This window comes from Cellulomonas sp. APG4, assembly GCF_009996735.1.
Taxonomy (GTDB): Bacteria; Actinomycetota; Actinomycetes; order Actinomycetales; family Cellulomonadaceae; genus Actinotalea.
In genome coordinates this window covers 125,994-148,467 of record NZ_JAACYI010000006.1, presented here as the reverse complement: position 1 = coordinate 148,467, position 22,474 = coordinate 125,994, and the positions used below count along the sequence as shown (strand labels likewise).

General features: G+C 74.4%; 13 protein-coding genes. 4 read left to right on the top strand and 9 right to left on the bottom strand.

What is annotated here, in order from left to right:
* Position 1: 1 nt before the first annotated feature.
* Both GXB85_RS06945 and GXB85_RS06940 read right to left on the bottom strand, forming a co-directional pair.
* Positions 2-427 carry a hypothetical protein gene (locus tag GXB85_RS06945; RefSeq protein WP_161916902.1) on the bottom strand — a complete coding sequence of 142 codons (426 nt, stop codon included), beginning with the start codon at positions 425-427 and terminating at the stop codon, positions 2-4.
* Positions 420-2,750, bottom strand: a complete 2,331-nt coding sequence (locus GXB85_RS06940; RefSeq protein WP_202627655.1) for a hypothetical protein — start codon at positions 2,748-2,750, stop codon at positions 420-422. Before GXB85_RS06940 ends, GXB85_RS06945 begins: the two co-directional genes overlap by 8 nt.
* 299 nt (positions 2,751-3,049) lie before the next feature.
* On the opposite strand from GXB85_RS06940, the gene GXB85_RS06935 reads away from it, so the two are divergent.
* Genes GXB85_RS06935 through GXB85_RS06925 form a run of 3 tightly spaced genes read left to right on the top strand, consistent with a single transcriptional unit; the run spans position 3,050 to position 6,799 of the window.
* Positions 3,050-4,828, top strand: a complete 1,779-nt coding sequence (locus GXB85_RS06935) for a hypothetical protein (RefSeq protein WP_161916901.1) — start codon at positions 3,050-3,052, stop codon at positions 4,826-4,828.
* Positions 4,825-5,811 carry a hypothetical protein gene (locus tag GXB85_RS06930; protein ID WP_161916900.1) on the top strand — a complete coding sequence of 329 codons (987 nt, stop codon included), beginning with the start codon at positions 4,825-4,827 and terminating at the stop codon, positions 5,809-5,811. Before GXB85_RS06935 ends, GXB85_RS06930 begins: the two co-directional genes overlap by 4 nt.
* Before the next feature lie 46 nt (positions 5,812-5,857).
* On the top strand, positions 5,858-6,799 hold the full coding sequence (locus tag GXB85_RS06925) for a tetratricopeptide repeat protein (protein ID WP_161916899.1): 942 nt from the start codon (positions 5,858-5,860) through the stop codon (positions 6,797-6,799).
* An 18-nt stretch (positions 6,800-6,817) separates the two neighbouring features.
* Here the strand turns inward: GXB85_RS06925 and glgB are convergent, their stop codons facing one another.
* From glgB to GXB85_RS06905, 4 genes are all read right to left on the bottom strand, one after another.
* Entirely contained in the window at positions 6,818-9,061 is a 2,244-nt protein-coding gene (glgB, locus tag GXB85_RS06920; protein ID WP_161916898.1) for a 1,4-alpha-glucan branching protein GlgB, read from the bottom strand.
* Positions 9,062-9,117: 56 nt separating this feature from the next.
* Entirely contained in the window at positions 9,118-10,539 is a 1,422-nt protein-coding gene (locus tag GXB85_RS06915; protein WP_161916897.1) for a phosphotransferase, read from the bottom strand.
* A gap of 46 nt (positions 10,540-10,585) precedes the next feature.
* Positions 10,586-12,256, bottom strand: a complete 1,671-nt coding sequence (gene treS, locus GXB85_RS06910) for a maltose alpha-D-glucosyltransferase (protein ID WP_237728063.1) — start codon at positions 12,254-12,256, stop codon at positions 10,586-10,588.
* Between the two features lie 101 nt (positions 12,257-12,357).
* On the bottom strand, positions 12,358-14,574 hold the full coding sequence (locus tag GXB85_RS06905; protein ID WP_161916896.1) for an alpha-1,4-glucan--maltose-1-phosphate maltosyltransferase: 2,217 nt from the start codon (positions 14,572-14,574) through the stop codon (positions 12,358-12,360).
* A 154-nt stretch (positions 14,575-14,728) separates the two neighbouring features.
* On the opposite strand from GXB85_RS06905, the gene glgP reads away from it, so the two are divergent.
* Positions 14,729-17,311, top strand: a complete 2,583-nt coding sequence (gene glgP, locus GXB85_RS06900; protein ID WP_161916895.1) for an alpha-glucan family phosphorylase — start codon at positions 14,729-14,731, stop codon at positions 17,309-17,311.
* Positions 17,312-17,375: 64 nt separating this feature from the next.
* On the opposite strand, the gene GXB85_RS06895 is transcribed toward glgP, so the two are convergent.
* The 3 genes from GXB85_RS06895 to glgX all read right to left on the bottom strand — a co-directional run bounded on the left by GXB85_RS06895 (position 17,376) and on the right by glgX (position 22,299).
* Positions 17,376-18,317: a hypothetical protein gene (locus GXB85_RS06895; RefSeq protein ID WP_161916894.1), complete on the bottom strand. Its 942-nt coding sequence runs from the start codon at positions 18,315-18,317 to the stop codon at positions 17,376-17,378.
* Between the two features lie 63 nt (positions 18,318-18,380).
* Positions 18,381-20,039, bottom strand: coding sequence for an FAD-binding dehydrogenase (locus tag GXB85_RS06890; RefSeq protein WP_161916893.1), 1,659 nt, complete (start codon positions 20,037-20,039; stop codon positions 18,381-18,383).
* A gap of 22 nt (positions 20,040-20,061) precedes the next feature.
* Positions 20,062-22,299 (bottom strand): glycogen debranching protein GlgX, encoded by a 2,238-nt coding sequence (gene glgX, locus GXB85_RS06885; protein ID WP_370524060.1) that lies wholly within the window; start codon positions 22,297-22,299, stop codon positions 20,062-20,064.
* Positions 22,300-22,474: the final 175 nt, after the last annotated feature.

The following is a 22,474-nucleotide window of genomic DNA, read 5'->3' as shown; positions in this document are numbered from 1 at the left end:
CTCAGCCCCGTGCGGGCGCGTCGCCGAGCGCGATCGCGAGGGCGTCGGCCAGGTCGATCGACTCCCCGTCCCGCGCGCCCTTGCCGAGCACGAGCGGCGGGTCGCTGGGCTCGAGCGTGGCGCCACTCAGGCGCGCCCGGAGGCTCGCGGGGACGTTGAGCAGGTAGAACGCACCATCGGTGCCCACCGCGACGGACTCGTTGCGGCGCAGGTACCAGCCCTCGGTGCTCGTCCGGTAGCGGCTCCTGCCGTCGTAGCTGCGGGCCTGCAGCCGGACCGGGGCGATGCCCCGACGCCGCGCCTCCTCGACGAACTCCAGGAGCATCTCGTGCGCGCGAGCCGACTCGACGGCGCGGCGACGTTCGAGGGCCTCGGCGTGCGCCGCCGCGGCGTGCGTGCGGTGGTCGCGCCAGTCCTCGTCAGCCACGGCCCTTGCGTGGTCCGGCCGGCTCGGCACGGGCCTCGTCCTCGTCCGGCGCGACGGCGTCCTCGGGCTCGTCCTCGTGAGGTCCAGCGGCCTCGGGCTCGTCGAGGTCCAGGTCGAGATCCTCGTCGGCAGAGCCGTCGGCGGCCTCGGTGTCGTCGGTCGCGGCGGGGGCTTCCTCCCCGGCGGCGTCCTCCCCGGCGGTCTCGTCGTCGGCGCTCTTCTCGACAGGCTCCTCGTCGCCCTCGCCGTCGGTGGCGTCCTTCGCCTCGGCCGGCTCGAGATCCGCGGACGTGGCGTCCACGGACGCGTCCTGCTCAGGCTCCTCGCCCACGATCGCGGTGGTCTGCGCCTGCGCGTCCTCGTCCGGGACGACGTCCCCGGCCGACGCGGCCTCGAAGCGCGCCGCCATGTCGTCGGCACGTTCGAGCGTCTGCCGGTTCGGCACCGGGTCGTGGCCCAGCAGGTTCCGCAGCTCGTCGAGGTAGGACGTGATCGACTCCCGCTGGCGGTTGAGGTCCTCGACCTGACGCTGGGCGCTCGTGCGCTCGCGCTCGGCCTCGGTCATCGCCTCCGACAGCGTCTTCTCGGCGTGCTCACGGGCCTCGGCGACCACGCGGTCGGCGTTGCGGCGGGCGTTGGAGAGGAGGTCCTTCGCGTGCTCGTCGGCGTCGCGGCGGATCTTCTCGGCCTGCTCGAGCGCGTTGGCGACGCGCTGCTCGGCCTCCGCGGCGTGCGCCTCGGCGTCGGCGACCAGCCGCTCGGTCTCGGCACGCGCGGCCTCGTGGCGCTCGGCGTCGGCGCGCTCGGCGGCCTCTCGTCGCGTGGCCACCTCGACCTCGGCGTCCGAGAGGAGGCGCTCGGCCTGCCCGCGGAGCGCCTCGGCCTCGGCCTTGGCGCTCGCACTGAGCTCGGCGGCCGCCCGGCGAGCCTCGGTGGTGAGGCGGTCGACCTCGAGCCGCGTCCGCTCGCGCAGCTCGCTCGTCTCGCGCTCGGCGACGGCGCGCAGCTCGGCGACCTCGCGCTCGGTGGTCTCGCGCAGCTCGGTCGTCTCGCGCTCGGTGGTCTCGCGGAGCTCGGTGGTCTCGCGCTCGGCCGTCGACCGCAGGTGCGTGACGTCCCGGGCGGCGCTCTCACGCAGCTCGGCGACCTCGCGCTCGGCCGTCGTGCGCAGCTCGGTCACGTACTCCTCGGCCTCGGTGCGCAGCGCGGTCACCTCGGTGTCGAGCTCGCTGCGCGTCGCGGCGACCTCGTCGGCGACCGCCGAGCGCAGCTCGGCCACCTCGCGGTCCGCCGTCGCGCGGACGAATCCCGCGTACTGGTCGGCCTCGGCGCGCAGGGCGGCGGTCTCGGTCTCGGCGCGCCTCAGCGTCGCGCGTGCGTCCTTGTCGGCCGTGGCCCGCACACCGTCGGCGTACTCGGTGGCCTCCGAGCGGAGCGTCGCGGCGTCGGCCTCGGCCGCCCGGGTCATCTCGGTGACCGCGTCCTGGGTCGAGCGCCGCAGCGTCGTCGTCTCGGTCTCGGCCTGCCGCCGGAGATCGGTCGCGTACTGCTCGGCGTCGCTGCGCAGGGCCGCGGCCTCCGCCTCGGTGCGCTGGCGCAGCTCGGAGGTCTCGGCGTCGGCGGTCGCGCGCAGGTCCTGCGCGTAGTGCTCGGCCTCCTCGCGCTCGCGCGTCGTCTCGGCCTCCGTGGTGCTGCGCAGCTCGGCCGCGGCGCGTTCGGTCGTGACCCGCAGCTCGGTGGTCTCGCGCTCGGCCGTCGCCCGGAGCGTGCCGAGCTCCCGCTCGAGGCTCGTGCGCCGCTCGCTCTCCTCGGTGGTGATCGCGCTCTGGATGCGCGCGGCCTCGCGCTCGGCCGAGCCGACCAGCTCCTCGGCACGGCGCTGGGCAGAGCTGAGCGTGCTCTCGGCCTCCGAGCTCGCGGTCGAGCGGACCTCCTCGGCCTCGCGGCGAGCCGTGGCCAGCAGCTCGGCGACCTCGTTCTCCGCGCGGGCGCGCATCTGCCCGGCGGCGAGCTTGGCGCGGGCGAGGGCGTCCGCCGCCTGGGCGTTGGCCTGCGCGACGACGTCGGACGACTGCTCCTCGGCCGAGCGCAGGAGCTGCTCGATGCGCGAGCCGAGGCCCGAGTAGGTGGGTCGCTCGGCCTCGCGGAGCTGTCGGTGCGCCTCCGAGAGCTCGCCCGCCACCTGCATGGCGCGGGCGTCGAGCTGCTCGACCTGGCTCCGTGCCTCCTCGAGCTGCTGCTCGAGCCGCTGCAGCCGCTGCTCCACCTGGACGCGGTCGTAGCCGCGCATGACCACGGGGAACATCGAACGCTCGTCGGCCACGGCCATCCTCCTCGGGCGACGGCGGTCGCCGTCGTGTCGGTCCTGCGCGTCGTGCCCGCCCTGCGCCCCGCGACGGGGGCCTCAGGCACCGCCGTCCAGCGTATCGGTGGACGGGCGCGGGACGTAGTGGCCGGCGGTACCCGCCTCGGCCCGCCGTCCCGAGCGCGTCCCGGGCGCGTGTCACGCGGACGCGAAGAGGCTGTGTGCTCCTCGTGAGGGACGTCCCGGACCCCGGCTCCCGCGCGCCCGCGCCCTGCGCCCTCGCCTAAGGTGGAACGTCACGTCGGAAGGGACGATCCGTGCTGCAACGCGTTCTCGCCGCCCTGCTGTGCCTGCTGGGGCTGGCGGCCATCGGCCTCGGGGTCGCCTCGGCGACCCTGTGGCGCGCCTCCGACACGCTCGCGGCCTCGGCGACGCCCGCGTCGGGCACGACGATGGTCGTGACGGCGCCGGGCGTGCTCGATCTCGCCGCCGACGAGGTGACCGTGCGCGCAGATGCGCCCGGCGCGGTCGTCGCGCTCGGCAGGACCAGCGACGTCGAGGCCTGGGTGGGCGACGACGCGCACGCCGTCATCACGGGCCTCGCCGATCTCGAGACGCTCGCGACCGACGCCGTCGCTGCCGTGGAGGAGGCTCCCGCCGACGGTGAGGAGGCTCCTGCGGAGGGTGAGGAGGCTCCTGCGGAGGGTGAGGAGGCTCCCGCCGAGGGTGAGGCGGCGGCACCGGCTCCCGCGCCCGATCCGCGAGGGTCCGACCTCTGGATCGCCGAGACCTCGGGCGAGGACGCGGCGCAGCTCACCTGGCAGGCGCAGCCCGGTCGGTGGAGCGTGCTCGTGGCGAGCACGGGTGAGTCCGCGACCGCACCGACCGTGACCCTGACCTGGCCGCAGGAGGTCACCACGCCGTGGCTGCTCCCGGGCGTGGGTGCGGGCGCCGTCCTCCTGCTCGCCGGTCTCACCTGGCTGGCCCTGCTCGTCCTTAGGTCGCGGCGCGAGCAGCGTGGACCTGCGGTGCCCGCGCGGGTACCCGCGACCGTGGGCGCCGAGGCCGCGAGCGCGGCGACGCCGTCCGGACCGCACGCCTCCGCGTCGGGCGCAGTGCCCTTGACCGCGACGACCTCGCTCGGGACGATCTCCGGCCCGGGCGCGGGCGCGGGCCCGGGCCCGGCGCCCGGGCAGCCCCTCACACGCCGCCAGCTGCGCGAGCTCGAGCGCACCGGTCAGATCGGCCCGGCGACGACGGGGTCGCTCCCCGTGGTGCCGCCCGCCGCGCAGGCGCCGGCAGAGGATGCCGCGTCGGCGGCGCCCCGGGCGACGGGAGGGCCTGCCGCGGGGGCGCACGCGCCGACGCCACCCTCGCCCCCCGCTGGATCCCAGCGCGCGACGACCGGTACCGCGTCTGCCGATGCGCCTGAGCGCGCGAGCGCCGGACCGGCCCTGGGAGCCGGCGTCGTGCCCGCGGCAGGACGCCACGCGCCGCCGACCGACGGTGCCCGGCCTCCCGTCGCGGCGGAGGGCGCCGGGGAGCGGCCGACGTCGTGGGTCGAGGCGGTGCGCGCCGGGCGGTTCCCCACCGCCGCGCGCGCGGGCACGGAACGGTCCGACCGGCCCGCGCAGGCCGGCCGGCCCGCTCCGTCGGACAGCCCTGCGCAGTCGGACAGCCCCGTGCAGTCGGACAGCCCGGCGCAGTCGGACAGGCCCTCGGCGGGTTCGCACGCCGGGTCCGCCCCGGTGACGAGGTCGGCGACGGGCGCCTCGCCGTCGGCGACGCGGCCGCCTGCCGCGGGCAGGCCACCGACCGAGGACGACGTGGCTCCCGCCTTCCGCTCGCGGCTCGCGGCGCGCTTCGCCCGGCGCCCCCGGCCCGACGGCGACGGCGCGCGTGCCGACGCACCTCCAGCGGGATCCGGTCCCGCACCGACGCCCGTCACACCCGCGGAGCCCGTCTGGACGCCGCGGCCGGGACAGCAGGGTGCCGGTGCGTCGGCCGACGCGTGGCGACGCGCGTGGGGCTTCGCACCCGGGGAGACCGAGCAGCGCGACGAGAAGGACGACACCGACGAGGGAGGGGCGCGATGACCCGCACCACGGCGCGCCGCGTACGCGCGGCACTCGCGGCGGGCGCGCTCGCCATGGTCGCCGCCTGCAGCACGCCCCTGCCCGAGCCCAGCCCCGAGCCCGCCCCGGCGGTGCCTCCTGCCGCAGTCAGCACGGAGCAGGTGGAGCGGATCCTCGCGGACCTCGACGCGGTGCTCGCGGCCGGCGACGAGGCGGAGGACGCCACAGCCCTCGAGCCTCGGATCATCGGCCCCGCCCAGACGATCCGCGAGGCGCAGTACCTCGTGGGGGACGAGGGCGAGGCCCTCACCACGATCCCGACCACGGCGCAGACGGTCGCGGTCGAGGCGACCGACGCGTGGCCCCGCACGATGTTCCTCGTCACGGACCCGCCCGAGGACCTGCAGGCCCCGTTGCTCCTGACGCTCGTGCAGCCGACGCCGCGCGACCAGTTCCGGCTCTGGTCGTGGGCGCGCCTGTTCCCCGGCGTGGAGATGCCGGCGACCACGCAGCCGCAGGCAGGCAGCACCCCCGTGGCAGTGGACGACGAGTCCCTTCGGCTCTCGCCGGCGGCGACCCTGGCCGCGTACCTCGACAGGCTCTCCCGCGGGACCCGCTCCGAGCACTGGGAGACCTTCGGGGAGGATCCGCTGAGCACGGGGATCTTCCAGACGCGTGACGCCTACCGCAGCCTCGTCGAGGACAAGGGAAGCCTCACGGAGACCCACGAGGCCCTCGACTCGGGCCCCTACGCGATCGGCACGGCCGACGGCGGCGCCATCGTCGTCGGCTCGTTCCGCACGGTGACGACGATCACGCTCGACGACAGCACGCTGACGATCGGTGACGAGACGGCGGAGCTCGTGGGCACGGACACGCTCGAGTCCAACCTCACCCTGAGCTGGGTGAGCGTGGTCGCCTTCCACGTGCCGCCCGCGGGCTCCGAGGAGCCCGTCGAGGTGCTGGGCGGCGAGCACGTCCGTGTCGCCGTGACCGGCGAGTAGCCTGCCTGCCGGACGACCCGTTCCCGACCTGGAGAAGCGACCCGACATGACCCAGCCCACCGGTCCCCAGCCGCGACTCGACGTGCGTGGCGCCGTCGACCTCTCGGGCCTCGGCCGCACGCCGACGCCGGCGCCCGGCGGCCCCGCGTCCGGAGCGGGCGCCCAGGCCCAGGGCGCCGTCGTGGACGTGACCGAGGCGACGTTCGCCGACGTCGTCCAGCAGTCGCTCGAGGTGCCCGTCGTCTTCAGCCTGTGGGCCTCCTGGAGCGAGGCGAGCAGCACGGTGACGGCCGACCTCGCGCGTCTCGCGGGTGAGCTCGAGGGCAGGTTCCTGCTCGCACGCGTGGACGTCGAGGGGTCACCCCAGATCGCGCAGGCCTTCCAGGCGCAGTCCGTGCCCGCGGTGGTCGCGGTGCTCAAGGGGCAGCCCGTGCCTCTCTTCCAGGGTCCGGCGTCGTCCGAGGACGTGCGCGCGGTGATCGACCAGCTGCTCCAGGCCGCCGCCGCGAACGGGGTGACCGGTCGGGTCGCCGTCGAGCAGACCCCGCAGGCCGACGAGCCCGAGGAGCCGCCGCTGCCCCCGCTCCATCAGGCCGCGTTCGACGCGATCGAGCGGGGTGACCTCGCCGCCGCGGCCGAGGCCTACGACCAGGCCCTGCGTGAGAACCCGCGTGACGACATGGCCTCCGCGGGCCGGGCGCAGGTCGCCCTGCTCGAGCGGACGCGTGACGTCGACCTCGCCGCCGCGCGCGAGGCCGCGGCGCAGCGCCCGGACGACGTGGCCGCCCAGCTCGCGGTCGCCGATCTGGACCTCCTGGGCGGCAAGGTCGACGACGCCTTCGCGCGTCTCGTCGACCTGGTGCGGCGCACCGCGGCGGACGAGCGCGAGCAGGTGCGCGTGCGCCTGGTCGAGCTCTTCACCGTCGTCGGCGACGCAGACCCGCGCGTGCTCGCGGCACGGCGGGCGCTCGCCAACGCCTTGTACTGACGGGCGTCAGGTCGGCCGTCAGCGGTCGATCGGTGCCTGCTCCTCGGGTACCAGGTAGAGCACACCCAGCGGCGGGACGCGCAGGTCGACCGAGAACGGCTGGGCGTGGTGCGGCACGTCCCGCGCCTCGACCCGGCCGAGGTTGCCCACGCCGGAGCCCCCGTACACGTCGGCGTCGGTGTTGAGGGCCTCGCGCCAGCCCCCGGCCTGGGGGAGGCCCACGCGGTAGCCCTCGTGAGGCGTGCCGGCGAAGTTCACGACCACGACGACGCAGCGTCCCTCGCCGTCACGTCGCACGTAGGTGAGCACGTTGTGGCCTGCGTCCTGCGCGTCGACCCACTCGAAACCGGCGGGGTCGGAGTCGAGGCGCCACAGGGCGGGCTCACCCCGGTAGAGGTGGTTGAGGTCCGTCACCAGGCGTGACACCCCGGCGTGCCGGGCGTCGTCGAGGAGGTGCCAGTCGAGGCTGCGACCCTCGGCCCACTCGGCCGCCTGGCCGAACTCGCCGCCCATGAACAGCAGCTGCTTCCCCGGGTGGGACCACTGGTAGGCGAGCAGGGTGCGCAGCCCTGCGGCCTGCTGCCAGTGGTCACCGGGCATCTTCGCGAGCAGCGAGCCCTTGCCGTGCACCACCTCGTCATGGCTCAGCGGCAGCACGAAGTGCTCGGAGAACGCGTAGACGAGCGAGAAGGTCACCTCGTGGTGGTGGTAGCGCCGGTTGATCGGCTCCTCCGCGAGGTAGCGGAGGGTGTCGTTCATCCAGCCCATGTTCCACTTGAGGCCGAAGCCGAGGCCTCCCGCGTCGGTCGGGGCCGTGACGCCCGGCCAAGCGGTCGACTCCTCCGCGATCATCATGATGCCCGGGGTCCGGCGGTAGGCCGTCGCGTTGGCCTCCTGGAGGAACCGGATCGCCTCGAGGTTCTCGCGCCCGCCGTGGACGTTGGGCCGCCACTGGCCGTGCGAGCGCGAGTAGTCCAGGTAGAGCATCGAGGCGACGGCGTCGACCCGGAGGCCGTCGACGTGGAACTCCTCGAGCCAGTAGGTGGCGTTGGCGACGAGGAAGTTGCGCACCTCGTTGCGGCCGAAGTTGAAGACGTAGGTGCCCCAGTCCGGCTGCTCGCCGAGCAGGGGGTCGGGGTGCTCGTACAGCGGGCTGCCGTCGAACCGTCCGAGCGCCCACTCGTCCTTGGGGAAGTGGGCCGGCACCCAGTCGAGGAGCACACCCACGCCGGCCTGGTGCAGGCGGTCCACGAGGTGACGGAAGTCGTCGGGGTGGCCGAACCTCGCCGTCGGCGCGTAGTACGAGCTGACCTGGTAGCCCCACGAGCCCCCGAACGGGTGCTCGGCCACGGGCAGCAGCTCGACGTGGGTGAAGCCGAGCTCGGTGACGTACTGCGTGAGCTCGTCCGCGAGCTCGCGGTACCCCAGCCCCGGTCGCCACGAGCCCAGGTGGACCTCGTAGACGCTCATCGGACCGTGGTGGGGGTCGCGGGCGGCCCGCGCGCGGAGCCACTCGTCGTCGCCCCAGGTGTGGTGCGAGTCGACGACCACCGAGGCCGTGGCCGGCGGGACCTCGGTGCCCCGCGCGAGGGGGTCCGCCTTCTGCCGCCACGACCCGTCACGCGTGAGGATCTCGAACTTGTACCGCGCGCCCGCACCGACGTCGGGGACGAACAGCTCCCACACGCCGGTGCTGCCGAGCGAGCGCATCGCGTGGGCGCTGCCCTGCCAGTGGTTGAAGTCGCCCACCACGCGCACGGCGCGCGCGTTCGGGGCCCAGACCGCGAACGACGTGCCCTGCACCTCGCCCAACGTCCCCGGGTAGGAGCGCAGGTTGGCCCCGAGCACCTTCCAGAGCTCCTCGTGCCGACCCTCCGAGATCAGGTGGAGGTCGACCTCGCCGAGCGTCGGCAGGAAGCGGTACGGGTCGTCGGCGGTCGTCGTCGACTCGCCGTACGTCACGCGCAGGCGGTAGTCGGGGATCGCGGCGGCGCTCACGGCGCAGCGCCAGATCCCGTGACGCTCGTGCTCGGCGGCATGCTCGCCGTCGGCGGTCACGACGACGACGGCATCGGCGAGCGGTCGCAGCACGCGGAAGGTGACGACGTCGCCCTCGGGGCGCGTGTCGAGGTGCGCGCCCAGCACGCGGTGCGGGTCCTGGTGGGTGCCCGAGGCGATCGCATCGAGCTCCTCGACCGGGACGGGTCGGGGCTCGGGGGCGAGCCGTGCCGACGCGGACGGGGGGTTCGGCGGCAAGGTCATGCCGTCCACCCTGCCACGCACCGTGCCACCCTGCACGGGTTGCGTGCGCCCGGCTCTCAGCCGGGCGGTGCAGCGGGCGGGTCGGAGACCAGGCGGTCGACGCCCGCGAGGGGGATGTGCTGCCAGTCGGGCCTGTTCCGCGCCTCGTAGACCACCTCGTAGAGCGCCTTGTCGAGCTCGAGGGCGTGCAGCACCGCGGAGTCACCGGCGCCTTCCGCGGCGCCGGCGTGCGCGGCGTCGGCGTGCGCGGCGTCGTCGAGCTCGGCGACGTAACCGGCGACGAGGCGCTCGCGCGCCCGCTCGACCCACGCCGGTGAGGTCGCGTGCCCGACGGCGGCCGCGTAGTCGAGCGAGCGCAGCATGCCGGCGAGGTCACGCAGCGCCAGGTCGGGCCGGGTGCGTTCCTCGGCCGACGCCTGGGGCTCGCCCTCGAAGTCGAGCACGCGCCAGCCTTCGGGCGAGTGGAGCACCTGGCCCAGGTGGTAGTCACCGTGGACGCGTTGGAGCGGGGGCAGGCGCTCGACCGTCGCGAGGCGGCCGAGCACCCGCTCGACACCGGCGGCGCGGTCGCCCAGCTCGGGCACCGCGTCGAACGCGGCGCGGGCCCGCTCACGCAGTACGTCGGCGACACGGTCGAGCGACGCGACGTCGTCGGGCACGGGCAGGGCGGTCCGCAGGGCGCGGTGCATCTGGGCCGTCGTCCGGCCCAGCTCCTCCGCCAGGTCGCCCAGGTCCTCGCCCGCCGCGGCCCGCTCGCACGCGAGGCGGAACCCGTCCTCGGCCCTCGGGACGAGCTCGCTCAGCACACCGAGGTGCCCGACGACGCCCTCGAGGTCTCGCGGGTCGGGCCACCGCGCCGCGAGCCACGCGAGCGGACGGGGGACGCCCGTCCAGCCGACCGAGCTGAGGGCGAGGGGGACCTCGACGTCGGGGCTCGGGCCGGGTGTCAGTACGCGGAAGACCTTGAGGATCCCGGCGGGGCTCGCGGCGGGCAGGAGCACCGAGGTGTTCGACTGCTCGCCCTCGAGCACCCGCATCTCGCGGACGGCGGCGTCGACCTCGGCGGCCCTGGCGTCCGGGGCACGGGGGTGCGGGTCCGCGGGTGTCGCGGCGGCGAGCCAGGCCCGCACGAAGGCGGGGTCGTGGGGGCCGTCGCGCACGGTGAGGGAGCCGAGGGTGCCGAGCACGGCCCGATCGGGCGGGTCGTCGGCGTCCTGGGGACGGCCGCCGTCGCCGTCGCCGTCGCGCAGGGTGAGCGGCACCTGGAGCACGCCGCCGGTGGGCAGGGCGAGCAGCCGCACCTCGACGCGGGCTCGCCCGAGCGGGTCGGGCAGCTCGAGCCGGGCGACTGGCCGCAGCTCTCCCTGGGCGCCCTTGGCGGGGAACCACCGCTGGTCGCCGAGCGACTGCGTGAGCAGCGCGTGGAGCTCGTCGGCGCGTGCGGCGGTGGCGGACTCGTGGCTCTCCGTGGTGTCCATCACACTCCCCATCCTCGGGCGAGGTCGCGCCGCGCGCGCGTCGGGCTCAGGGTCCGGGGGTCACCGTGAGCCAGAAGAAGTCGCGTGACCCGAGGGTGACGGTGCACGTCCCCGCCTCGCTGACGGACGGGAACCCGGCGCCGCCGAAGACGTCGTGCAGCTCGTGCCCCGCGTGGTCGGGCAGCTCGATCGTGGCCGAGCGCGGCGTCGACGCGAGGTTGGCGATGCACAGCACGGTCTCGTCCGCGTTCACCCGCAGGTAGGCGAGCACCGAGTCGTGGTCCGCGCGCAGGGCCACGAAGTCACCCGTGCCGAACACCGGGTGCTGCCGGCGCACGGCGAGCATCCCGTGGACCCAGTGCAGCAGCGACGTGGGCTGCGCGAGCTGGGCCTCGACGTTGATCGTGCTGAAGTTGTGCACGAGGGACTGGATGACGGGGAGGTAGAGCTTCCCTGGGTCCGCCGTCGAGAAGCCCGCGTTGCGGTCGGGCGTCCACTGCATCGGCGTGCGGACGGCGTCACGGTCGGGAAGCCAGATGTTGTCGCCCATGCCGATCTCGTCGCCGTAGTACAGGCACGGACTGCCCGGGAGCGAGAGCAGCAGTGCGTGGGCGAGCTCGATCTCCGCGCGGGAGTTGTCCAGGAGCGGTGCGAGGCGGCGCCTGATGCCGACGTTGGCGCGCATGCGTGGGTCGGGGGCGTACCACCCGTACATCGATGCGCGTTCCTCGGTCGAGACCATCTCGAGGGTGAGCTCGTCGTGGTTGCGCAGGAACGTGCTCCACTGGCCGCCCGCGGGCACCTGGGGCGTGTCGGCGAGGATGTCGACGATCTGGTTCGCCCGCTGGTCCTTGATCGAGTAGAAGATGCGCGGCATCACCGGGAAGTGGAAGCACATGTGGCACTCGGGCGCCTCGGCGGTCCCGTAGTAGGGGATCACGTCCTCGGGCCACTGGTTGGCCTCGGCCAGCATGATCCGTCCCGGGAACTCGGCGTCGACCATCGCGCGCAGCTCGGCGAGGTAGGCGTGCGTCTGCGGGAGGTTCTCGCAGTTCGTGCCCTCCTCCTCGAACAGGTACGGGACGGCGTCGAGGCGGAACCCGTCGACGCCCAGCCGCAGCCAGAAGCGGGCCACGTCCTTCATCGCCTCGCGCACGTGCGGATTCTCGAAGTTGAGGTCGGGCTGGTGGCTGAAGAAGCGGTGCCAGAAGTACTGGCGACGGACGGGGTCGAACGTCCAGTTGGACGTCTCGGTGTCCACGAAGATGATGCGTGCGTCCTGGTACCGCGACGTGTCGTCGGCCCACACGTAGAAGTCGCCGTACGGACCCTCGGGGTCGGAGCGCGAGGCCTGGAACCACGGGTGCTGGTCGCTCGTGTGGTTCATGACCAGGTCGATGATCACGCGCATGCCGCGGGAGTGCGCCTGCTCGAGCAGCTCGACGAAGTCCGCGATCGTGCCGTACTGCGGGGCGATCGCGGTGTAGTCGGACACGTCGTAGCCGCCGTCGCGCAGCGGCGAGGGGTAGAACGGCGGGAGCCACAGGCAGTCCACGCCCAGCCACTGGAGGTACTCGAGGCGGTCGACGAGGCCCCGCAGGTCGCCCGACCCCGCTCCGCTCGAGTCGGAGAACGAGCGGAGCATGACCTCGTAGAAGACGGCCGTGCGGTACCACTCCGGGTCGTCGGCGAGGCCGCGAGGGCTGATCTCTGGCAGGTGCGCGGTGGGCTGCGGGCGCGCCGGCAGCGCGCGCGCGGGATCCACGGTGCGGGGGTGGCCGGTGTCCACGGGCGCGGGCTCCTGGGTGTGGTCGACGGTCACAGCGTCCTCACGGAGAGCACGTGGGCGCAGCGGCTCCACGGGTCGAGACGGACGTAGGGCCGGGCGCCCCACGCGTACGTCTCTCCCGAGAGGAGGTCGTGGGCCGCGAAGGCGGGGGAGACGCCGTCGTGCGGCGCGTCGACGCCGAGAGCGGCGAGGTCGAGCTCGACGACACCCTCCCGGGTCTGGTGCGGGTCGAGGTTGACCACCACGATCACCGTGTCTGCGCGGCCGTCGGGTGACTGCGCAGGGGTGACGTGCCGGGAGAAGCACAGCAGCTGGTCGTCCGTGGTCGGATGGACGGTGAGCCCGCGCAGGCGGCGCAGGGCCACGTGGTCGCGGCGGATCTCGTTGAGCTGCGTGAGGAGTGTCGCGACGCCGAGCTCTCCGGCGCGTTCCCAGTCGCGGGGCTTGAACTCGTACTTCTCGTTGTCGATCTGCTCCTCGACCCCGGGCCGCGGCACGTTCTCGACCAGCTCGTAGCCCGAGTAGATGCCCCACGTGGGGGAGCCCGTCGCCGCGAGCACGGCGCGGATCGCGAACGCGGCCGCCCCGCCGTGCTGCACGTAGGGCGTGAGGATGTCGTGCGTCGTCGGCCAGAAGCTCGGGCGCATGTAGGCCGATGCGGGTCCCGAGACCTCCTCGAGGTACTCCGCGAGCTCCTCCTTCGTGTTCCGCCACGTGAAGTACGTGTAGGACTGGTGGAACCCGATCCGCGCGAGCGTGTGCATCATCGCCGGCCTGGTGAACGCCTCCGCGAGGAACACGACGTCGGGGTGCGCGTCGTTGACGTCCGCGATCAGGCGTTCCCAGAACGTCAGCGGCTTGGTGTGCGGGTTGTCCACGCGGAAGGCCGTGACGCCGTGGTCGATCCACACCTGGAGCACGCGGCGGATCTCGGCGTAGATGCCCTCGGGGTCGTTGTCGAAGTTGAGCGGGTAGATGTCCTGGTACTTCTTGGGCGGGTTCTCCGCGTAGGCGATCGTGCCGTCGACGCGTGTGGTGAACCACTCGGGGTGCTCGGTGACCCACGGGTGGTCGGGTGAGCACTGGAGTGCGAGGTCGAGCGCGACCTCCATCCCGAGGCCGCGCGCACGGTCGACGAACGCGTCGAAGTCCGCGAACGTGCCGAGCTCGGGGTGGATCGCGTCGTGACCGCCGTCGGGTGAGCCGATCGCGTACGGCGACCCGGGGTCGCCCGGCTCGGTGTCGAGCGAGTTGTTGCGGCCCTTGCGGTAGGTGGTCCCGATCGGGTGGATCGGGGTGAGGTACACCACGTCGAAGCCCATGTCCGCGATCGCCGGCAGGCGCTCGGCGGCGGTGCGCAGCGTGCCCGAGCGCCAGGTGCGCGTCGCGTGGTCGTACGACGCTCCCTCCGAGCGGGGGAACATCTCGTACCACGAGCCCACGAGGGCGAGCTCGCGCTGCACCTCGAGCGGCAGCGTGCCCGACGGCGACACGTGCTCGCGCAGGGGGTGGGCGGCGAGCGCCGCGCGGACCTCGGGCGAGAGCGCGGCCGCGAGCCGGGCCTGCGGCGGGCGACGCGTGTCGGCCAGCGCGGTCACGGCGTCACGCAGCACGTGCGCGTGCTCGGACGCCATCTCGGGACGGTCGGCGCAGCGGGTCAGGAGCGCGTGGCCCTCGGCGAGCATGAGCTCGACGTCCACGCCGGCCGCGACCTTGATCTCGGCGTCGTGGCTCCAGGTGCCGTACGGGTCGGACCAGCCCTCGACGCGGAAGGACCAGCGACCCGTGCGGTCGGGGACGACGTCGGCGCGGTACGAGTCGAGGCCCGGGTTGACGACACTCATCCGCACGCGCTGGTGCTCGTTGCCCTCGGGGTCCACGAGCACGGCCGTCGCCGCGACGGCGTCGTGCCCCTCGCGGAACACGGTCGCCGTGATCTCGACGGCCTCACCCACGACCGCCTTGGCCGGCCAGCGGCCGCAGGCGACGGACGGCCCCACGTCGAGCACGGGGATCCGGCCGATGACGGGGACGTGCGCGGGGTGCGCGTCCGCGGGTGCGCTGGTCGAGGGACGGGCCGGCGGGGTGGCGGCCGGGACGGCGCGGTCCGCGCGCCCGGCGGCGCGGTACGCGGGCCCGGCCGTGGGGGTCGCCTCCGCGGGGGCGACCGTGGTCGGCGGTGGCGTCGGCGAGGCCTGGCGGGACGGGCGGCGAGGCGGGCGCGCGGGGGGCTGGGTCGGCGTCACACGACGAACCTACCCACGGCGCGCGGGGGTCGGCATCTGCACGGCGCGACGGCGGGGCGTGTCGGTGCGCGCTCGCCGGTCTTTCGGCTGAATGCTTGCAGAATCTTGCAGCAAACGTTGGGTCCTGGGACCTCCACCCCTTAGGCTCGGGCCCGTGAGAGCCATCCGTCGATTCACCGTCCGCACCGTCCTGCCCGCAGAGCTCGCCGACCTCGACGAGCTCGCGCACAACCTGCGCTGGTCCTGGCACGCGCCCACGCGCGACCTGTTCTCCGGGATCGACCCGCAGCTGTGGTCGCAGGTCCACGGCGACCCCGTCGCCCTCATCGGCGAGCTCGGTCCCGACCGCCTCGCCGCCCTCGCGCGCGACGAGCAGTTCGTGAGCCGTGTCCGCGCGGAGGCCCAGGACCTGCGCGCCTACCTCACCGAGCCGCGCTGGTACCAGCAGGCCGCGGCCGCCTCGGCCGAGCAGCTGCCCGCCGCCATCGCGTACTTCTCGCCCGAGTTCGGGATCACCTCGGTGCTCCCGCAGTACTCGGGAGGTCTCGGCATCCTCGCGGGCGACCACCTCAAGAGCGCGTCCGACCTGGGCGTGCCGATCGTCGGGGTGGGGCTGCTCTACGGCTCGGGGTACTTCAAGCAGGCGCTCACGCGCGACGGCTGGCAGGTCGAGACGTACCCCGTGGTGGACCCGGACGGGCTCCCGCTGCGGCTCGTCCGCGAGGCCGACGGCTCGCCCGCGCGCGTCTCCCTCCCGCTCCCGGGTGGACGCACGCTGCACGCGCACATCTGGCGGGCCGCCGTCGGTCGGGTGCCCCTGCTGCTGCTCGACTCGAACGTGCCCGAGAACGACGACCTCGCGCGCAAGGTGACCGACCGGCTCTACGGCGGTGGTGGCGAGCACCGGCTCCAGCAGGAGCTGCTGCTGGGCGTCGGCGGCGTGCGTGCGCTGCGTGTGTGGTCGCGCCTCACCGGTGCACCGGCGCCGGAGGTCTACCACACCAACGAGGGGCACGCGGGCTTCCTCGGCATCGAGCGCATCCGCGAGCTCGTCACCGACGCGCGCCTGGGCTTCGACGACGCGCTCGAGGCGGTGCGCGCCGCGACGGTCTTCACCACCCACACGCCCGTGCCCGCGGGCATCGACCGCTTCGAGGCGTCGCTCGTCGCGCAGTACTTCGGCGGGGAGAACGCCTACGGCGACGTGCCCGTGGACCGTGTGCTCGCGCTGGGCGCCGAGGACTACGAGGGCGGGGACCCGACGCTGTTCAACATGGCGGTCATGGGGCTGCGCCTCGGCGGCCGCGCCAACGGCGTCTCGCAGCTGCACGGCCACGTCTCGCGCGGGATGTTCAACGGCCTGTGGGCAGGCTTCGACGAGTCGGAGGTGCCGATCTCCTCGGTGACCAACGGCGTCCACTCGCCCACCTGGGTCGACCGCCGGCTCGTGGACCTCGCCGCGTCCCGCCTCTCGGAGAGCGAGCTCGCCGACGGCACGGGGTGGCTGCGTACCGACGCCGTGACCGACGCCGAGCTGTGGGACATGCGGCGCACGCTGCGTGCCCAGCTCGTCGATGACGCGCGCGAGCGTGTGCGCTCCTCGTGGCGCCGCCGCGGCGCGAGCCCTGCCGAGCTCGGCTGGGTCGACGACGTGCTCGACCCGGACGTGCTCACGATCGGCTTCGCCCGTCGTGTGCCGACCTACAAGCGCCTCACGCTGATGCTGCGTGACCCCGAGCGCCTGCGCGCGCTCCTCACGCACCCCGAGCGCCCGGTCCAGCTGGTCATCGCGGGCAAGTCGCACCCGGCGGACGACCAGGGCAAGCGGCTGATCCAGCAGCTCGTGCGCTTCGCGGACGAGGAGGGCGTGCGTCACCGCATCGTGTTCCTGCCGAACTACGACATCGCGATGGCCCAGAACCTCTACCCGGGCTGCGACGTCTGGCTCAACAACCCGCTGCGCCCGCTCGAGGCGTGCGGCACGTCGGGCATGAAGGCCGCGCTCAACGGCGGGCTCAACCTGTCCATCCTCGACGGCTGGTGGGACGAGTGGTTCGACGGCGAGAACGGCTGGGCGATCCCCACGGCCGACGGCGTCGAGGACGCCGACCGGCGTGACGACCTCGAGGCGGCCGCGCTCTACGACCTCGTCGAGAACCAGGTCGCACCGAGGTTCTACGACCGTGACGAGCGCGGGCTCCCGGTGACCTGGCTCGAGATGGTCCGGCACACCCTCGCGACGCTCGGCCCGAAGGTGCAGGCCACGCGCATGGTCGCGGACTACGTGCACGAGCTGTACGCGCCCGCGGCGGTGGCCGGCCGCACGCTCGACGGCGAGGGCTACCCGGGTGCGCGCGAGCTCGCGGCGTGGAAGTCGCACCTGCGCGCCTCGTGGCCGGCCGTGCGCGTCGACCACGTCGAGTCGGCAGGTGTCGACGAGGTCGCGCAGATCGGCGACGTGCTGCAGGTGCGGGCCTACGTCTCGCTGGGTGAGCTGCGTCCCGAGGACGTCGCGGTGCAGGTCGTCTACGGCAAGGTCTCCGAGGCCGACGAGATGAGCGAGTACCGCTACGAGGAGCTCGCGTGGGCCGACAGCTACGAGGCCGGCCGGCACGCGTTCGCCGGTGATGTGCGCCTCGCGCAGTCGGGTCCGTTCGGCTACACGGTGCGCGTGGTGCCCAAGCACCCGCAGCTCACGTCGGTCGCCGAGACCGGCCTGGTGGTCAACGCCGGCTGACGCCGACACCCGACGTGCGGCCCCGCTCCTCGCCGGAGCGGGGCCGCACGCGTCCCGGACCGGCTCAGGTCACGCGCAGCTCGTGCTCCGGGAGCAGGTCCTCCTCGCGCAGGGGCCAGCGGCTCCGGCTCAGGCTCATCCGGTCCGTGTAGGGCATGTGGTCCTCGCGCTGCGTCGCCGGGGGCCCCGTCACGCGGCAACGGTGCACGAGGAGCTGTCGCCGCAGCCACAACGGGTCCTCGTCGTCACGCGACCCGCACCCGGGGCTGAGGACGGGGTCAGCGGTCGCGATGTCCACGTCGCCGTCCCAGTTGAGGTGCACGCCCTCGTGGTCCACGTAGAACCGCGAGACGCCGGTCGCCCAGCGCGAGTTCGACCCCCACCCGTGGGACAGGTCGTCGGCGGGCCGGGTGGCGCGGCGGTTGGTGAACCACAGCGTGCTCGACGTCGCCGTGCGCGGCTCGAGCAGCCACCGGGGCGACCTGACGACGACGCCGGCGCGGAAGAGCAGCAGGTCGCGCAGCCGTAGGCCGGGCCACAGGACGTCCTCGACGACGACGCGGTCGAGGGCGTCGTCGGGCACGACGGTGACGAGCTCGTGGTGGACGGGGGAGAAGTGGTCGGCGTGCTCGAAGGGCTCGAGCCCGATCGCCTCGAGGAACTGCGTGCGCAGCGTGAGCAGCGACCCGTCGAGCACCGGGGGCAGGCCGCCCGCTGCCGTGGCGGCGTGCGGCACCGCCCACGAGATCAGGTGGTCGTGGAGCACCCCGAGCGCGAACAGGTCGTGCTGCGCCGGGAGGTCGGTGGTGCCCGATCTCCGCCGCGGACCCCTGGTGCCGAGGTGGGCCGCCGCCCCCAGCCGCGCACGGGACGCCCCCCGCCAGGCCTCGAGCGTGCCCTCGACGGCGCGGCGCGTGCGCGCGTCGACGGGGTGGCCCTCGGGTGCGAGGCCGTGCAGCGCGAGGAGCGTCTCGTGCAGCGCGCGCCAGAGGTTGATGTCGTCCACGGCAGGCATCCTGCCGAGATCCCGCGCCCGCGGCGGGCGTCGTCCACAGGGTGCGGTGAGGTCTCAGCCGAGGGCGGCGGCGGCGCTGCGCCCGGCGACGCGGCCCGAGAACAGGCAGCCGCCCAGGAACGTCCCCTCGAGCGCGCGGTGCCCGTGCATGCCACCGCCGCCGAAGCCCGACGCCTCGCCCGCGGCCCACACGCCCTCGAGCACCGACCCGTCCGGCCGCAGCACACGGCCCTCGAGATCGGTGTGCAGCCCTCCGAGGGTCTTGCGCGTCAGGACCGAGAGCCGCACGGCCAGCAGCGGACCGTCGTCGGGTGTGAGGAACGGCCGCGGCGGCGCGACTCGCACGCGGCGATCCACGACGTAGCGCCGCGCCATGGCGGTCGCGACCACCTGCGGGTCCTTGCCCAGGCCGGAGGCGACCTGGGCGTCGCGCGCACGGATGGTCGCGTCGAGGCGCGCCCCGTCGATCCTGTCGGTGCCCGTCAACGCGTTCATGCGCGCGGCGAGTCCGTACGGGTCGTCGGCCCAGCAGAACTCCTGCGACTCGGCGGCGAACCGCTCGACCGGCGCGACCGCGCCCGGCAGGGCGCGCTGCACGACGGCGCGCAGGTCCTTGCCGGTGAGGTCCGGGTTCTGCTCCGAGCCGGACAGGGCGAACTCGACGCCCATGACCGCCCGGTTCAGCACGAACCATGAGTGGTCGTCGCCGCGCCCGACGACGTGCCGCAGGGCGCCCAGTGCGTCGAAGCCCGGGAACAGCGGGGCCGGCAGGCGGCCGCCGTCGGCGTCGAGCCACAGGGCGCTGGGTCCCGGGAGGATCCGGATGCCGTGGTGGCTCCACACCGGGCTGTGGTTGGCGATCCCCTCGGGGTAGTGCCACATGCGGCCCGCGTGGACCACGTGCCCGCCCGCGTGCGCGACGGCGTCGACCATCGCGCCGTCCACGTGGTCGGGTACGCCCGAGAGCATGCGCTCGGGCAGCCGTCCGTGCTCGGTCGGCCACGCGGCCCGGACCCTCGCGTGGTCGCCGCCCAGTCCGCCCGAGGTCACGACGACGGCGTCGGAGGAGATCTCGAAGGCGCCGACCACCTCGCGGCTCGAGGGCGCGCCGCGCCGGGCATCATCCGGCGCGAGGACGTCGCCCCGCACCCCCGTGACGCGTCCGTCGGTCACGACGAGCGACGTCACGCGGTGCCGGGTGCGCAGGCGGAGCAGCCCCGCCTCGCCCGCGGCGTGCATCGCGCGTACGAACGGCTCGCACACGCCCGGGCCGGTGCCCCACGTGATGTGGAAGCGCGGCACCGTGTTGCCGTGCCCGCCCGTGGGGTAGCCGCCGCGCTCGGCCCACTGGACGAGCGGGAACCACCGCACGCCCAGGTCGTGCAGCCACGCACGCATGGGCCCGGCCGCGAAGTGGACGAACGCCTCGGCCCACGCGCGCGGGTTGCGGTCGAGCGGGTCGTCCGGGTCGAAGCCCGCCGAGCCGAGCCAGTCGGCGAGCGCGAGGTCGACGCCGTCGTGCACGCCGAGGCGGCGCTGCTCGGGGCTGTCGACCAGGAACAGGCCGCCGAACGACCACCACGCCTGGCCACCCAGGCTCGCGCGGGGCTCGGCATCCAGGAGGGTCACCCTGCGGCCGGCGGCGGTCAGCTCGGCGGCCGCGACGAGGCCCGCGAGGCCCGCTCCCACGACCACGACGTCGGTGTCGGTCATGCGACCCGACGCTAGTGGAGCGTCAGCCCGACGTGTAGACGCGCAGCGAGAGCGGTTCGACCAGTGCGTGGCCCGGAGCGCTGCCGTTGCCCCAGTCGGGGTCCGTGATCTCGTCGGGATGCTCCGCGACGCTGTCCCACGCGAGCTGCCACGGCGCCTCGGGCGAGGGCGGCAGCGTGACGTCGACCGCGTCGAGTGCGCCGTTGATCACCACGACCGTCGACGTCCCCGCCGACGACGTGCGGATCATCTGGAGGGTGCGGACCGTCGGGTCGTGCCAGAGCCGGTGGTCGAGCGGGCTGCCGTCCGCGAGCCGCCAGTCGAGGTCGGGGCGCGTGTCCTGCGGGCCACGGGGCCGGCCGAGGTAGAAGTCCCACGTGCGGAGCTCGGGCCGGCGTGCGCGCAGCGCGAGCAGGTGGCGCGTGGTGGCCAGGAGGTTCTCGCGCCACGGGGCGAGGTCCCAGCGCAGCCACGACGTCGGGCCGTCCTGGCTGTACGCGTTGTTGTTGCCGTGCTGCGTGCGACCCATCTCGTCCCCCGCGCACAGCATGGGTGTCCCGGCCGAGAGCAGGAGCGTCCCCATGAGGTTGCGGATCGAGCGGCGCCGCAGCGGCAGGATCTCGCCGCCCGGTGCCCCGGCCGCCACCGGTCCCTCGACGCCGTGGTTCCACGAACGGTTGTCGTTCGTGCCGTCGCGGTTGCCCTCGCCGTTCGCCTCGTTGTGCTTGTGCTCGAAGGCCACGAGGTCGGCCATCGTGAAGCCGTCGTGCGCCGTCACGTAGTTGACCGACGCCACGGCTCCCCGGGTGAGCGGAGGGTCGCCGTGGCCGAACAGGTCGACCGACCCGGCGAGGCGCGTCGCGAGCTCGCGGACGCCGTGCCCCGGGCGCCCGTGGGCGGCCTGCCCTGGGTCGACGAGCCAGAACGTGCGCACCGCGTCACGGAACCTGTCGTTCCACTCCGCGAAGGGTTCGGGGAAGGCACCCGTGCGCCAGCCGCCCGGGCCCAGGTCCCACGGCTCGGCGACGAGCTTGCGGTCGCGCAGCACGGGGTCGGTGCGCAGCGCGACCAGGAACGGGTGGGACGGTGTGAAGCCCTCGTCGTCGCGGCCGAGCGTCACCGCGAGGTCGAAGCGGAAGCCGTCCACGCCCACCACGTCGGCCCAGTAGCGAAGCGAGTCGAGGGCCATCTGCACCACGCGCGGCCTGCGGAAGTCGAGCGAGTTGCCGCAGCCCGTCACGTCGGCGAAGCGCGCCGGCGAGCCGCCGTCGTGCAGGTAGTACACCGTGGGGTCGAGCCCCCGCCACGAGATCTGCGGCCCGTCCGTGCCGCCCTCGCACGTGTGGTTGTAGACGACGTCGAGCAGCACCTCGATCCCGGCCTCGTGCAGCAGGCGGACCATGCCCTTGACCTCGGCGAGCACCGCCTGCGGGCCCTGTGCGCGCGCCTGGGCGGTCGCGTACCGGGGCTCGGGCGCGAAGAAGCCCAGGGTGTTGTAGCCCCAGTAGTTGGTCAGGCCCTGGCGCAGCAGGTGCGGCTCGCTCACCGAGGCGTGGATGGGCAGCAGCTCGAGGGTCGTGACGCCGAGACGGCGCAGGTGGGCGATGGTCGCGGGGTGCGCCGCACCCGCGTAGGTGCCGCGAAGGTGCTCAGGGACCTCGGGCAGCTGCTTCGTGAGGCCTCGCACGTGCGCCTCGTAGACGACCGTGTCGGCCCACGGGACGCTCGGGCGCGGCACAGGGGCCGCGTCGAACCCGTCGTCGACGACGACGGCGTGCGGCACGTGGGCCCGCGAGTCCGTCGGGTCGAGCTCGGGGGTGCGCCCTGCTGGCCGACCGTGCTCGTCGTGGCCCTGCCCGTCCACGCCGTGCTCGTCCATGCCGTGCTCGTCGAGGCGGTGCCCGTGCACCGCCTGCCCCAGCACGAGCTCGCCGTCGATGCCGCGTGCGTAGGGGTCGACCAGCAGCTTCGCCGGGTTGTAGCGCAGGCCGGCGGCCGGGTCCCAGGGGCCGTGGGCGCGGAAGCCGTACCGCTGCCCCGCGCGGACGCCGGGCACGTGACCGAGCCACACGCCGTGCACCGGACCCTCGAGGGGCACGCGACGCTCGGTCCACCCGTCCGGCGACGCGGCGTCGCGGTCGAGCAGGGACAGCTCGACCGCGGTCGCGTGCGACGCCACGACGGCGACCTGCACGCCGTCGCCGTCGAGGTGCACGCCCAGGCGGTGCCGGTACCGGGCCGCCGCGCGGTGCTCGGGCACGCGGGCTGGTTCGGAGGAGGACCACGGGCTCACGAGGGTCAAGTGTGGGCCATCCGCGGGCCGGGCCGCAGAGCGGTCCACGAGACACCGTGCGGCAGGCCGGCGACCGGCACGCCCGTGCGGGAGCCGGCCACCGGCACGCCCGCGCGGGAGCCGGCCACCCCACACCTGCACA

Bases quoted from the DNA above. Each gene is read 5' to 3' on its own strand.
- GXB85_RS06915 (WP_161916897.1), bottom strand. From the start codon at position 10,539: ATGGACACCACGGAGAGCCACGAGTCCGCCACCGCCGCACGCGCCGAC.
- glgB (WP_161916898.1), bottom strand. From the start codon at position 9,061: ATGACCTTGCCGCCGAACCCCCCGTCCGCGTCGGCACGGCTCGCCCCC.
- GXB85_RS06890 (WP_161916893.1), bottom strand. From the start codon at position 20,039: ATGACCGACACCGACGTCGTGGTCGTGGGAGCGGGCCTCGCGGGCCTC.
- GXB85_RS06930 (WP_161916900.1), top strand. From the start codon at position 4,825: ATGACCCGCACCACGGCGCGCCGCGTACGCGCGGCACTCGCGGCGGGC.
- GXB85_RS06925 (WP_161916899.1), top strand. From the start codon at position 5,858: ATGACCCAGCCCACCGGTCCCCAGCCGCGACTCGACGTGCGTGGCGCC.